Consider the following 12,466-nt stretch of genomic DNA (forward strand, 5'->3'; position numbering starts at 1 on the left):
CCCCTCAGGCGGATTGGTCAGGCCGAGTTGACCGGCACCTCACCCGTGCTGTCCGCGACACCGACTGCGAGGAGTGCGGCGTCAGTTGTTCCGAGGTAGACGAAGCTGGACGAGTCGAAGACCCAGGAGTAGCCCTTCGGGGCGCCCTTGAACGTAAGGCCGACGCCCTCCCGCCCCGAGGCGTCCTTGACGTGGTCCACGACGCGCACACCCGGGAGCTTGGCCATGGCACGGTAGATCGCGGCACTGAGGTCGGGCAGCAGGGTGGCCTCGTCGATGATGGCTCCCAGGTTCTCCACGACCACCTCCGTGCGGCGGCTCGCTTCCACGTTCTCGGCATCGCCGGAGAGCTTCTTCAGCAGCGCGTCGGGATCAGTGGGCAGAGTCCGAAGCTGCTCGAAGGTCAGGTAGCCGGTGCCGATCATGGTCATTTCGTCCTTGTGGGACGGGTCGGGCTCGCCCGTCGAGGACAGCCCGACAGACTTCCTCAGACCGTCCCGCGTGCCGTCCACGGAATCCCACTGCTCCTGTCGGACGGTCCCCTTGTACGCGGCCGGGGCCGGGGTGAACCCCTTCGGGGGCGTCGCGGTCCGGCCCAGCTCCGCCGACCCCTGCAACTTGGTGTAGATGAACTGGCCCCCGCCCACCGTGACCGCCGGGCGGGCAGCCGCCACCAGGGCGATCCGGTCCATCAACTGGGTTGCCTTCTGCTGGTCGTCCCCGGTGACACCCGCGGCAACCGTGTCGCGCTTGCCGTCCTGTGCGCTGTTGACGTTGACCGCCACCACGCCCAGGGCCACGACGGCGGCCAGCGCCAGCGGGGCAGCGACGAGGACGAGGCGCCGCCCGGGGCGCCCGCGTGCGGGGGGCACGGGTGAGGTGTTCAGGGAGGTGTTCGTCGCACCCGACTGCTCGTGGGTGGACTCGCGGGTGATGTGCTCCATCAGATGTTCCCTCAGTACGTGGTGGCGGCCCTTCGCGAGCACCGGACGGCCCGGCGCCGGCAGCAACTCGGCCAGATCCTGGTGGTCGACCGGCTGATCACGTCGTCGCGGGTTGGTGTTCATCGCTTCTTCTCCTGCGTGGACCGAACCGCCTGGTGGCGGCTACCCGTTGACTGTCCGACCACGGCCGGGCGTTGCACTCCGCCGTGCCCGATGCCGCCTTCCGTGCCTGGGCTACCGCCCGTGGCGTTCATGCTGCTGCCCCCGCCGTTCGAGCCACCATCGCCACCCTTGTCGCTCTTGTCGCTCTTGTCGCTCTTGTCGCTCTTGTCGCTCTTGTCGCTCTTGATTTTGAGTTCGAGTTCGGTGAGCTTGCGCAGGCGTTTCCTCGCGCGAGAGAGCCTGGCCCGTACGGTGCCGACGGCCACTCCCAGGGCTCCAGCCGCTGTGGCGGCGTCCAGGCCCTCCCACACGCAGAGCGTGAACACCTCGCGCTCCCCGCGGCGCATCTTGCTCAACGCCTTCTGCGCGGCGGCCAGTTCCTCGGTGTCGGCCAGTCGCTGTGTCACCTCGTCGGCGAAGTCCGGCACGGGGTCGGGGGGTGGGACCTTGATGAGCGCGGCATGGTGTCTTCGCGCCGCCCGCGCGGTGTTGCGCGTGACGTTCGTCGCGATCCCCAACAGCCACGGGCGCAGGCTGTCGTCACCCGGAAGCACCCGCTCACGCAGCCGCCATGCCTCCAGGAACGTCAGCGACACGATGTCGTCGGCCATGACCCAGTTGCCGGTCATCCGGACAGCGTGCCGGTGGACCACCGAAGCGTGCTCGTCGAAGAGTTGCCTGAACGCATCCGGATCCCCGGCCCGCACGCGAGCGCGAAGTGAAGTCTCCATACTGCTTCCTGTCCTCCGCACGGGCCGCGCTGCAGTGATCCGCGTCACGCCATGGCCACACCAGCCCTGCACAGTCGACCCGACAGAGGCGGCCATCGCCCCGTTTTCCGGGCGTGCCGTGCACCCCGCGCCGCACCCGCCACGCCGGCGCTCGAAGGACTGTCGGAGCCGACCGCTCTGGGTCTGCCACCGCCTATCCGGCGTGCAGCATCAGCCCGATCCCGACGACGAGCAGCCCGGCCGCAGCGATCCTCGGCGCCCCGAACCGCTCCTTGAAGAACACGGCCCCGATCGCCGCCCCGACGATGATCGACGATTCCCTGAGCGCCGCGACGGGGGCGAGTTCGGCCCGGGTCTGCGCCCACAGCACCAGCCCGTAAGCCGCCACGGACAGTGCGCCGCCGAGCAGTCCGACGGCGGCGAAAGGCCGTACCGTCGCGAGGAATTGGCCCCGCCACCGGTACAGCGCGTAGGCGGGGATGGCGATGCCCTCCAGGGCCATCAGCCAGGCGATGTAGGCGAGCGTGGACCCCGAGGCCCGTACGCCCAGACCGTCGACGACGGTGTACGCGGCGATGGTCATCCCGGTCGCCAACGCGGCCCCGATCGCCGCCCAGTTGGGCCGCTGTCCACGCAGGCCCCACAGCGCGACCCCGGTAAGCCCCGCACAGGACAAGGCGATTCCGGCCGCCGCCCACCCGTCGGGCACCTCGTGCGCGAACACGGCGGCGAGCACGGTGACGACAAGGGGCGCGGTACCGCGCGCGATCGGATACGCCTGCCCGAAGTCGCCGAGCCGGAACGACCGCATGAGCAGCAGGTAGTACGCAAGGTGGATGAGCGCCGACGCGACGAGATACGGCCACGCCCCGGCAGCGGGAAGCGGCAGAAACGGCACCGCGACCAGGCCGAGAACCATCCCGCCGCCGGCGATGAGCGTGAACCCGACCAGCTTGTCGGTGATGCGGTGCGCGAGCGCGTTCCAGCAGGCGTGCGTGACGGCGGCGAGCAGTACGGCGGCGGTGACGACCGGGGTCACGAGGTCGCCGACTCGCGCACGTCCACGAGGGTGGCGCCGGCGTGGGCGATCAGGGCCTTCGGCTCCATCGGGAACACGGTGTACGGGGTACCGGCGGCGGCCCAGACGACGTCGTGCTCCAGCAGCGAACGGTCCGCGAACACACGGGTCCTGGTCCTGTGCCCGAAGGGCGGCACACCCCCGATGGCGTACCCGGTGATCTCCCGTACGACGTCCACCTTGGCGCGGGTGACCTTCGCGGCGCAGAGTTCGCGCCGGACCAGCTCGACGTCGACACGGGAGGCGCCATCCATGAGGACGAGCACCGGGACCCCGTCGGCAGAGAAGATCAGCGACTTGCAGATCTGGCTCAGCTCACACCCGATCGCAGCGGCGGCCTCGGCGGCGGTACGGGTCTCGTCCGGGAACCGACGGATACGGGAGTGGAGTTCACTGAGGCCCAGCTCATCGAGGGCCTCGGCGAAACGGGAAGACGTGGTCATGCCCGGCACGTTAGCTGGCGGACAGATGCGTCACGAACGAATTCCAGGTGGTGGGTGCGAGGATGAGGTGCGGGGTGTTGGTGGGGGCGAGGGACTTGGAGTCCCGGATGTGGATGGCGTGCGGGGTGGTGGCTACTTCTACGCAGTCGCCGGGCTCGGGTCCGCTGCTGTAGCTGCTCTTGAACCACTGGAGTCCCGAGGTGCTCATAATGCTCCAAGCGCTTGCTCGATGAAGGCCAGCGACTCTCTCGGCGGGAGAGCCTGCGTGCGGATCATCCCATAGCGCAGTTCAAGGATACGAAGTTCCCTGGGAGTTGAGACCGGGCGACCGTTGAACGCGCCGTCGGAACGCCCAACCGCCGTGCCGTCATGAAACTTCAGCACCTCCATCTGGCCATGCATTCCGGCGTGTTCTTCTCGGAAGGTCGGCATGACCTGGAGCGAGACGTTCTTCAACTCCCCGACTTCCAGCAGGTGTTCGAGCTGCCCCCGCAGCACGCCCGTGCCCCCGAGCGGGCGCTCAATCGTCACCTGCTCCTGAACGAAACTGAGGGCCGGAGCCGGGTCCTGGTCGAAGACGGACTTGCGGGCCATCCTCGCGCCGACCTCGCGTTCCATCACGTTCCGGGAAAGCGCGGGCAGCCGATTCTCGAACATGGCCGTCGCGTACTCGGGAGTCTGCAACAGGCCGTGGATGTGGTGGTTGCTGTACAGCAACATCTCCACCGCCCGCGCCTCCGACTCTTTAAGCTTCCGCACCTTCTTCGGATACTGCGCGTCCTCCACATACTTCCGCATGGCGACAATCGCGCCTCGCGCGTTCACCAACTCGTCGGCGCTGTACAGGAATTCGACCCGGGGAATCCGCGCCCCTCGTTCGACCTTCCGGATCAGGTCCTCGCCGTACCGCATGGCATCCCCGAAGTCGGCCACCGACATTCCGGCGGCCTCCCTGTGGAACTTGATCACGCCGCCCACGACCTCGATCATCGGCGCCATCTCGTCGCCGGGCTCGATCGCCCAGCCCACCTCGTCCACGTCCTCGCTCATACCCACCTCCAACGGCGACCCGTACCCGAACGGCACTGCGGACAGCCGGGACAGACAGGACAGACGGCGGGGCGTCACCCACAAGGGTGATCTTCACCCAAACAGCCACGTTTCGGAACATGCCTAAGTCATATGCTCGCCGCCGTTCGTCACGAAAGGACCGATGTCACCACGATGGTCAGTTCCTCGCACGAGGCGATGCACCGGATCTTCCGGCAAGAACCCGGACTCTTCGCCCGCGTCGCCCGCAAGCTCGACATCCCGGCATTCGGAACGCCGATCTCCGTCACCGAACTCCCGACCGACCTCACCGAGAACCACCCCGTAGAGCGGCGGGTGGACACACTGTTACAGATCGAGGAGGCGGGCGGCAGTTACGTCCTGGCCGTCGAGGCACAGGGGAAACCCAACGATTCCAAGCACGCCACCTGGGCGTACTACATGACCTTCGCTCAGGAGAAGTACAAGCTCCCGCCACTGCTCCTCGTCATCTGCAAGAACCAGCGGACCGCCGACTGGGCGGCCCGCCCCGTGAAGTTCGGCCCGCCACAATGGCAAGGTCTCGCGCTGCGACCTCTGGTCATCGGACCGCGCGACATCCCCGCCGTCGAATCACTGGACGAAGCCACCCGCGACGTCCCCATGGCCGTTCTGTCCGCCATTCTGCACTCCGAGGAACGGTCGGTCGATGGCACACTGAAGGTACTGGCAGCGGCCTTGAAGGCCATGGAGGCCCGCGACCCGGACAGGGCGGGACTCTTCGAGGAATTCACCAACCAGGGCCTGGACAAGACCAAGGCCTTCGAGATCTGGAGGCAACTCTTGGCCACCGAAACCTCGTTCTTCACTTCGTCACTGTCGCAGGAACTCCGCGCCGAGGGAGAAGCCCGGGGAGAAATCCGCAGGGCTACCACCAACCTCCTTGAGCTCCTCGAAGGCCGCGGCATTCCCGTCTCCGACGCCGACCGCGAGCAGATCACCTCGTGCGACGACCTCGACACCCTTGGTCGCTGGTTCCGCCGCGCCATCACCGCCACCTCCACCACCGAGGTGCTCGCCTAAGTACCTGCAGGTGCCGAGAACGCGGCCTCGTCACGCCGGAGCTGTAGGTGCGGCTGGACGGCATGAAAGAAAGAAGCCGGTGAGGGCTCCCCGTCCCCACGGGGCCCTCACCGGCCGGCTCTCTTCAGACGCGGCGCGTCAGACCCGTACCAGCTCCCGGTCCTCGTCCTTCGGGCGGTTGTCGTCGTCCAGGGCGCGCAGCCCCTCGCCCTCCACGTCGACGTTGGGGAGTACGCGGTCCAGCCACTTCGGCAGCCACCACGCCCGCTTGCCCAGCAGGGCCAGTACCGCCGGGACGATCGCCATGCGGACGACGAACGCGTCGAAGAAGACCGCGATCGCCAGGCCGAAGCCGAAGAGCTTGATCATCGACTCGCTGGAGCTGATGAAGCCGCCGAAGACGGCCATCATGATGATCGCGGCGGCGACCACGACCCGGGCGCTGTGCTTGAAGCCGGTCACCACGGCGTCGGTCGGCGACTCGCCGTGGACGTACGCCTCTCGCATCCGGGTCACGAGGAACACCTCGTAGTCCATGGCGAGACCGAAGACCACGCCGACCATGAAGATCGGCACCATCGACATGATCGGGCCGGTCTCCTCGACGCCGATCAGGCCACTCAGCCAGCCCCACTGGAAGACCGCGACCACGGCACCGAGCGCGGCGAGGACGCTGAGCAGGAAGCCCAGGGCCGCCTTGAGCGGGACCAGGATGGAGCGGAAGACCAGGATCAGAAGGAGGAAGGCGAGGCCGACGACCAGGCCCAGATACGGGATCAGGGCGTCGTTGAGTTTCTGCGAGAAGTCGATGTTCATGGCGGTGGTGCCGGTGACCAGTACCGTCGCACCGGTCTTGGCCTTGACGTCGGCGCTCTGGTCGCGGATCGCGTGGACGAGGCCCTCGGTCTGTGTCGAGGACGGCTTGGAGTCCGGGATCACGGTGATCGTCGCGGTGTCGCCGGCCTGGTTGAACGCGGCGGGGGCGACCGTGACGACGTCCTTGAGGCCCTTGATCCGGTCGGCCAGCATGTCGACGCCGGCCTGGGGGTCGGCGGTGCCCTGGGCGTCGTACACGACCATCAGGGGACCGTTGAAGCCGGGGCCGAAGCCTTCCGAGAGCAGGTCGTAGGCGCGGCGCTGCGTCGTGGACGTCGGCTGCGAGCCGTCGTCGGGCAGGCCCAGCTCCAGTTGGGTGACCGGGAGCGCGATCGCGCCGAGGCCGAGCACGCTGAACATCAGTACGGCGACCGGCCGGCGGATGACGAAGCGCGCCCAGCGGGTGCCCATGTTGGGCCCGCCGACCGGCTTGACCTGGCCATCGCTCTCGTTCGTCTTGCTCTTCTTGCTCTTCTTGCTCTTCTTCTGGCCCGCCGGCTGGATCTTCCGGCCCGCGTACCCGAGCAGTGCCGGGATCAGGGTCAGCGCGATGAGGACGGCGACCACGACCGTGCCGGACGCGGCGAGGCCCATCTTGGTCAGCATCGGGACGTTGACGACGGCGAGGCCCGCTAGGGCGATCACGACCGTGAGGCCCGCGAAGACCACCGCCGAGCCGGCGGTGCCGGTGGCGCGGCCCGCCGCCTCCTCGCGGTCGCGGCCCTCGGCGAGTTCGCTCCGGTAGCGGGAGACGATGAACAGCGCGTAGTCGATGCCGACCGCGAGACCGATCATCAGTGCGAGTGTGGACGTGGTGTCGCCGAGGTCGAGCGCGTTGGCGAGGGCGGCGATGGTGGCGCCGGCGATTCCGACGCCGATGATCGCCGTCAGCAGCGGCAGTCCGGCCGCGACGATCGAGCCGAGGGTGATGACGAGGACGAGCGCGGCGATGGCGATACCGACGGCCTCGCCGATCGCGCCCGGTTCGGACGCGGCCTGCAGCGCGTCACCGCCGACGTCGACGGTCAGTCCGGTGGCCCGGGCCTCGTCCCCGGCCTTCTCCAGGGCGTCCTTGGTCGAGTCCGCCAGCTCCATGCCGGGAAGCTTGTACTTCACCGACGTGTACGCGACCGATCCGTCCTTGCTGACGGCGTTCGTCGTGAACGGGTCGGTGACGGAGACGACTTCGGAGCCGTCGCCCAGTTGCTTGACGGTCTTCTCGACGGTCGCCTTGTTGGCGGCGTCCGTCATCTTCTGGCCCTCGGGCGCCTTGAAGACCATGCGTCCGGTCGCGCCGTCGGCGCTGGCGCCGGGGAAGCGCTGTTCCAGCAGGTCGAAGGCCTTCTGGGCCTCCGTACCCGGAATGGAGAAGGAGGTGGTGCCCGCGGCGGGCGCGCTGGCCGCGCCGACTCCCGCGAGCGTCAGCAGCGCCACCCATATCAGGGCGACGAAATGCCGTCGCCTGAAGGCGAGCCGGCCGAGTTTGTAGAGGAACGTGGCCACGAGGGCGTACTCCCGGTCAGGTCGTTGAACAGCAACAGGGCAGGGATGATCAGCCTGTTGGGGTGCAGGAGTGATCAGCCCGACGACGAGAGCGGTCGCGTCAGGTGCAAGTGGGGTTGGATACAGGGGGTGTTGAGTGCCGTGAAGTGGTCGGACGGACTGCCTTACGGGACCGTCACACCGAGGGCGGGGAGCACCACGGCGTCGACGTAGTCACGCAAGTAGGCCTGTGTCGGGGGTAGTTCGTCGATCACCGTGCGTGCCGCGAAGCCGCCGATCATCATGTGCAGCACATAGCCGGCCGCCGGGTTGTCCGCACGGACCTCACCGCGGTCCATAGCACGCTGGATCACCTTGCGGAACTCCGCCATCTCCGGTTCGATGAGCAGTTCCCGGAACGCCTTCAGGAGATCCGGGTTGGCGTGGACCGCCATGCCCAGAGCCCGCATCAGCGCGGAGTTCTGTTCCATGGCGCAGTCGTCCTCGCGGACCAGCAGGGCATGGAAGTCGCCGCGCAGGGACCCGGTGTCGACGTCGGCGATGGCGGCGCCACCCGGCTTGAAGTGCCGCATCGCCCTGACGACCAGTTCGGCCTTGCCGCCCCACTGGCGGTAGAGCGTGGCCTTGCTGGACTTCGTACGGGCGGCGACGGCGTCCATGGTGAGGGCCTCGTAGCCGACTTCCCGGAGCAGGTCGAGCGTGGCCCCGTACAACTCGGCCTCACGCTCGGGCGTGATCCGACTACGACGCGCCGTTGCGATCTCGGTCATGCCACTCACCCTTTCCGGCTCCGGTTTCGGACGACACCGTTCGGTACAGCTCCGCCCTACGTCAATGAACATACCCTGAGAACGATAGAAACGAAACCGTTTCGTACGTGTCCTGGCTCACGGGCTGCATCCACTCATAACCATGTTCGGGATATTTCACAAGTTGCCCGGGCCCGATTCCCGGAAAAGCATGGGGAGGTGAGCTATCTGCGCCTGCCCCACCTCAGCGGCGACCTGCTGTGCTTCGTCGCCGAGGACGATCTCTGGCTCGCCCGCCTCGACGGACACGACGGACCCGACGGAGAAGGGGGACCGGGGCCGCCCGGGACCGACGGCCGGGCCTGGCGGCTCACCGTCGACCGTACGAAGATCGGGCACCCTCGCTTCTCGCCCGACGGCCGGCACATCGCGTACACGAGCTGGCGCAGTCTCGTGCCCGAGATCCACCGGGTGCCGGTGGACGGCGGGCCCGCGCACCGGCTCACCTACTGGGGCAGCGCCGACACCCAGGTCTGCGGCTGGTCCCCGGACGGGGACATCCTCGCCGTCGCCTCCCACGGCCAGCCCTTCTCCTACTTCACCTGGGCCTACAGCGTCCCGGCGGGCGGCGGCCCCGGCGGCCGGCTGCCCTGGGGCCCGGTCTCCGACATCCAGGTCGCGGACATCGAGGGCGAGCGCCGGACCCTCCTCCTCACGGGCACCCCGCCCCACGAGCCCACCGCCTGGAAGCGCTACCGGGGCGGCGCGACGGGCCGCCTCTGGCTGCACGGCGAGCGCCTGCTCCCCGACCTCGACGGCCACCTCCACTCCCCCATGTTCGTCGCCGACCGCATCGCCTTCCTCTCCGACCACGAGGGCATCGGCAACCTGTACTCGTGCGCGTACGACGGCTCCGGCCTGCGCCGCCACACCGACCACGACGCCTTCTACGCCCGGCACGCCTCCAGCGACGGCACCCGGGTCGTCTACCAGTGCGCGGGCGACCTGTGGATCGTCGACGACCTGGCCGTCGGCTCCCTCCCCCGCCGCCTCGACGTACGGCTCGGCGGACCGCGCGCGGGCCGCCGCAAGTACCAGGTGCCCGCCGCGCAGCACGTCGACGGCATCTCGGTCGACGAGACGGGCCGCGCGAGCGCCGTCGTCGTGCGCGGCAGCCTGTACTGGCTGACCCACCGAGACGGCCCGGCCCGGACGATCACGGACACACCGGGGGTACGGGTCCGGCTGCCCGAGATGCTCGGCTCGGGCGGGCAGGTCGCGTACGTCACGGACGCGGAGGGCGAGGACGCGATCGAGATCGCCTATCTGCCCAGGGCCAGCGGTGAGCGGGAGCCGAGGCGGCTGGCGTCGGGCGAGCTGGGCCGGGTACTGGAACTGGTGTCCGACCCGGCGGGCGAGCGCCTGGCCATCGCCGCGCACGACGGACGGCTTCTGCTGATCGACGCCTCGGAGGAGTCGAACGGCGAGGTCACCGAGCTGATCTGCTCCCTCAACGGCCCGGTCACCGACCTCGCCTTCTCCCCGGACGGCGCCTGGCTGACCTGGTCCCACCCCGGTATCGGCCGGTCCCTCCGCCAGATCAAGATGGCGCGCATAAAGGACCGTCTGATCGTCGACGTGACCAACGGCCGCTTCGAGGACGAGAACCCGGTCTTCACCAGGGACGGCCGCTACCTGGCCTTCCTCTCCTGGCGAGGCTTCGACCCCGTGTACGACGTCCACACGGGCGACCTCTCCTTCCCGCTCGGCTGCCGCCCTTACCTGGTACCCCTCTCCTCCGCCACGCCCTCCCCCTTCGCTCTCTCCCCCGACGGACGACCCGCCGCCGGTGGCCTGGAACCCGCCGAGGACGAGGGCGCCGACGGGACGGTGATCGTCGAGGTCGAGGGACTGGAGAGCCGGGTGACGCCCTTCCCGGTCGCCGCCTCCAAGTACTCGGCGCTGTATCCGGTCGCGGGCGGCGGCCTGGTGTGGCTGCGCTGGCCGATCTCGGGCGCGCTGGGCGAGACGTTCGCGAACCCGGACGACACGAGCGGCCGGCCCACGCTCGAACACTTCAACATCAGCAAGGGCAAGAAGTCCGAACTCGTCGAACACCTCGACTGGTTCGCGGTGAGCGGCGACGCCTCACGGCTGGTCGTCGTGGACGAGGACGAACTGCGCGCGGTGCCGTCCACCGAAACGGGCGACAGCGACACGACCGTCTGGATCGACCTGCGCCGGGTCATGCACGAGGTCGATCCCCCGGCCGAATGGCGCCAGTCCTACGAGGAGGCGGGCCGTCTGATCCGCGCCTACTTCTGGGAACCCAGGATGTGCGGCATCGACTGGGACGCGGTGCTGGCGCAGTACCGCCCGCTCGTCGAACGGGTCGCGTCCCCCGACGAGTTCGCGGACCTGCTCCGGGAGGTCCTGGGCGAGCTCGGCACGTCCCACGCGTACGTGACAGCCGCCCGCCGCAACGAGGGCCCACCCCACTACCAGCGCCGGCAGGGCCTGCTGGGCGCCAACTTCGTGCGCAGGGACGGCGGTTGGCTGCTCGACCGGATCCTCCCCGGCGACTCCTCCGACTCCAAGGCCCGCTCCCCGCTGGCCGGTTCGGGAATCCGGGAGGGCGCGCTGCTCACCCATGTGGACGGGCGCCCGGTGGACCTGGTGACGGGCCCGTTCCCGTTGCTCGCCGGCGCGGGCGGTACGACGGTGGAGCTGACGTTCACCGCGGCAAAGGACGCTCCGGCCGAGGGCGCGGGCAGGGCGCGGAGGGTCGCGGTCGTCCCCCTCATCGACGAACGTCCGTTGCGGTACCAGGACTGGGTGGCCAAACGCCGCGAAATAGTACGGGAGTTGAGCGGCGGGCGGTGCGGCTACCTGCACATCCCCGACATGGGCGGCTCGGGCTGGGCCCAGTTCAACCGCGATCTGCGCATGGAGGTGTCGCGGCCCGCCCTCATCGTCGACGTACGTGGCAACGCGGGCGGCCACATCAGCGAACTGGTGGTGGAGAAGCTGACGCGCACGATCCTGGGCTGGGACCTGACACGCAACGCCCAGCCGGTCTCGTACGCCTCGAACGCACCCCGGGGACCGGTGGTAGCCCTGGCCGACGAGGCGACCTCGTCCGACGGCGACATGATCACGGCGGCCTTCAAGCTGCTGGAACTTGGCCCGGTGGTGGGCCAACGGACGTGGGGCGGAGTGGTCGGCATGACCGGCCGCCACCGCCTGGGCGACGGCACGGTGATCACGGTCCCGATGAACGCGGCCTGGTTCGACACCTACGGCTGGACGGTGGAGAACCAGGGCGTCGCCCCGGACCTGGAGGTCCTGCGCACCCCTCTGGACTGGGCAGAGGGCCGCCACGTGGAAATGGACGACGCGATCAGGCTGGCCCTGTCCCTACTGGACACCCACCCGGCGGCAACACCACCGACGTACGACGAGGTCCCGAACAGAGCAAGGCCGAAACTCCCGCCACGTTCTTGATGCGGACTCGGGCCGCGTTCTTGCTGCGGGCCAGGGGCACCCGCCTAAAACCAAAAACGCAGGGTGCCCCCGGCAAATCAGGGGGCACCCCACGTCAACCGCTCAAGCCCGGACTAGATGTCGTAGTCCTGGTTGAGACGGTCCTCTTCGTCCCGCATCGCCCGCTGAGTGTCCTCGTCGCGCGACCGCCCGCGCTCCGGGGTCTCCTCCTGGCCCGGCCGACGCCGACCCTGCTGGCCGGCCTGGCCAGGCTGGCCCGGCTGACCCGTCTGGCGCTGACCCTTCCGGGTCTGCTCCATCTTCTCCTTGGCCTGGCGAGCCTTGTCCTGCATCTCGTCCTTCATGCCCATGTGAGTTCACTCCC

Annotated in this window: 11 protein-coding genes; 2 read left to right on the forward strand and 9 right to left on the reverse strand. The window is 68.9% G+C overall.

The window, feature by feature from the left end; all coding sequences use genetic code 11:
- Window positions 1-17: 17 nt before the first annotated feature.
- The 6 genes from OG734_RS18460 to OG734_RS18485 all read right to left on the reverse strand — a co-directional run bounded on the left by OG734_RS18460 (window position 18) and on the right by OG734_RS18485 (window position 4,408).
- A complete protein-coding gene (locus tag OG734_RS18460; RefSeq protein ID WP_330288603.1) occupies window positions 18-1,067 on the reverse strand; it encodes a CU044_5270 family protein in 1,050 nt (349 codons plus the stop codon).
- A complete protein-coding gene (locus OG734_RS18465; protein ID WP_330288604.1) occupies window positions 1,064-1,837 on the reverse strand; it encodes an RNA polymerase sigma factor in 774 nt (257 codons plus the stop codon). The genes OG734_RS18460 and OG734_RS18465 overlap by 4 nt, the downstream gene beginning before the upstream one ends.
- A gap of 193 nt (window positions 1,838-2,030) precedes the next feature.
- Window positions 2,031-2,876, reverse strand: coding sequence for a DMT family transporter (locus tag OG734_RS18470; protein ID WP_330288605.1), 846 nt, complete (start codon window positions 2,874-2,876; stop codon window positions 2,031-2,033).
- Window positions 2,873-3,358 carry a YbaK/EbsC family protein gene (locus OG734_RS18475; RefSeq protein ID WP_330288606.1) on the reverse strand — a complete coding sequence of 162 codons (486 nt, stop codon included), beginning with the start codon at window positions 3,356-3,358 and terminating at the stop codon, window positions 2,873-2,875. Before OG734_RS18475 ends, OG734_RS18470 begins: the two co-directional genes overlap by 4 nt.
- Before the next feature lie 10 nt (window positions 3,359-3,368).
- Window positions 3,369-3,566, reverse strand: coding sequence for a DUF397 domain-containing protein (locus OG734_RS18480; RefSeq protein ID WP_330288607.1), 198 nt, complete (start codon window positions 3,564-3,566; stop codon window positions 3,369-3,371).
- A complete protein-coding gene (locus tag OG734_RS18485; protein ID WP_330288608.1) occupies window positions 3,563-4,408 on the reverse strand; it encodes a helix-turn-helix domain-containing protein in 846 nt (281 codons plus the stop codon). Before OG734_RS18485 ends, OG734_RS18480 begins: the two co-directional genes overlap by 4 nt.
- A 174-nt stretch (window positions 4,409-4,582) precedes the next feature.
- On the opposite strand from OG734_RS18485, the gene OG734_RS18490 reads away from it, so the two are divergent.
- Complete coding sequence (locus OG734_RS18490) at window positions 4,583-5,470, forward strand: hypothetical protein (RefSeq protein ID WP_330288609.1); 888 nt, start codon at window positions 4,583-4,585, stop codon at window positions 5,468-5,470.
- A 138-nt stretch (window positions 5,471-5,608) separates the two neighbouring features.
- On the opposite strand, the gene OG734_RS18495 is transcribed toward OG734_RS18490, so the two are convergent.
- Complete coding sequence (locus OG734_RS18495) at window positions 5,609-7,849, reverse strand: MMPL family transporter (protein WP_330288610.1); 2,241 nt, start codon at window positions 7,847-7,849, stop codon at window positions 5,609-5,611.
- A 164-nt stretch (window positions 7,850-8,013) separates the two neighbouring features.
- Window positions 8,014-8,619: a TetR/AcrR family transcriptional regulator gene (locus OG734_RS18500; protein ID WP_330288611.1), complete on the reverse strand. Its 606-nt coding sequence runs from the start codon at window positions 8,617-8,619 to the stop codon at window positions 8,014-8,016.
- Between the two features lie 198 nt (window positions 8,620-8,817).
- On the opposite strand from OG734_RS18500, the gene OG734_RS18505 reads away from it, so the two are divergent.
- The gene (locus tag OG734_RS18505; RefSeq protein ID WP_330288612.1) at window positions 8,818-12,102 is read left to right on the forward strand and encodes a S41 family peptidase; all 3,285 of its coding nucleotides are present in this window, start codon (window positions 8,818-8,820) and stop codon (window positions 12,100-12,102) included.
- A gap of 113 nt (window positions 12,103-12,215) precedes the next feature.
- Here the strand turns inward: OG734_RS18505 and OG734_RS18510 are convergent, their stop codons facing one another.
- Window positions 12,216-12,452 carry a hypothetical protein gene (locus tag OG734_RS18510; RefSeq protein ID WP_330288613.1) on the reverse strand — a complete coding sequence of 79 codons (237 nt, stop codon included), beginning with the start codon at window positions 12,450-12,452 and terminating at the stop codon, window positions 12,216-12,218.
- Window positions 12,453-12,466: the final 14 nt, after the last annotated feature.

Origin of the sequence: Streptomyces sp. NBC_00576 (genome assembly GCF_036345175.1) — a bacterium.
In the GTDB taxonomy this organism is placed as follows: domain Bacteria; phylum Actinomycetota; class Actinomycetes; order Streptomycetales; family Streptomycetaceae; genus Streptomyces.

What these genes read in the sequence shown, in the direction of transcription:
- OG734_RS18510 (WP_330288613.1), bottom strand. Translation starts at nt 12,452, where the DNA reads ATGGGCATGAAGGACGAGATGCAGGACAAGGCTCGCCAGGCCAAGGAG.
- OG734_RS18500 (WP_330288611.1), bottom strand. Translation starts at nt 8,619, where the DNA reads ATGACCGAGATCGCAACGGCGCGTCGTAGTCGGATCACGCCCGAGCGT.
- OG734_RS18490 (WP_330288609.1), top strand. Translation starts at nt 4,583, where the DNA reads ATGGTCAGTTCCTCGCACGAGGCGATGCACCGGATCTTCCGGCAAGAA.
- OG734_RS18465 (WP_330288604.1), bottom strand. Translation starts at nt 1,837, where the DNA reads ATGGAGACTTCACTTCGCGCTCGCGTGCGGGCCGGGGATCCGGATGCG.
- OG734_RS18475 (WP_330288606.1), bottom strand. Translation starts at nt 3,358, where the DNA reads ATGACCACGTCTTCCCGTTTCGCCGAGGCCCTCGATGAGCTGGGCCTC.
- OG734_RS18485 (WP_330288608.1), bottom strand. Translation starts at nt 4,408, where the DNA reads ATGAGCGAGGACGTGGACGAGGTGGGCTGGGCGATCGAGCCCGGCGAC.
- OG734_RS18480 (WP_330288607.1), bottom strand. Translation starts at nt 3,566, where the DNA reads ATGAGCACCTCGGGACTCCAGTGGTTCAAGAGCAGCTACAGCAGCGGA.
- OG734_RS18460 (WP_330288603.1), bottom strand. Translation starts at nt 1,067, where the DNA reads ATGAACACCAACCCGCGACGACGTGATCAGCCGGTCGACCACCAGGAT.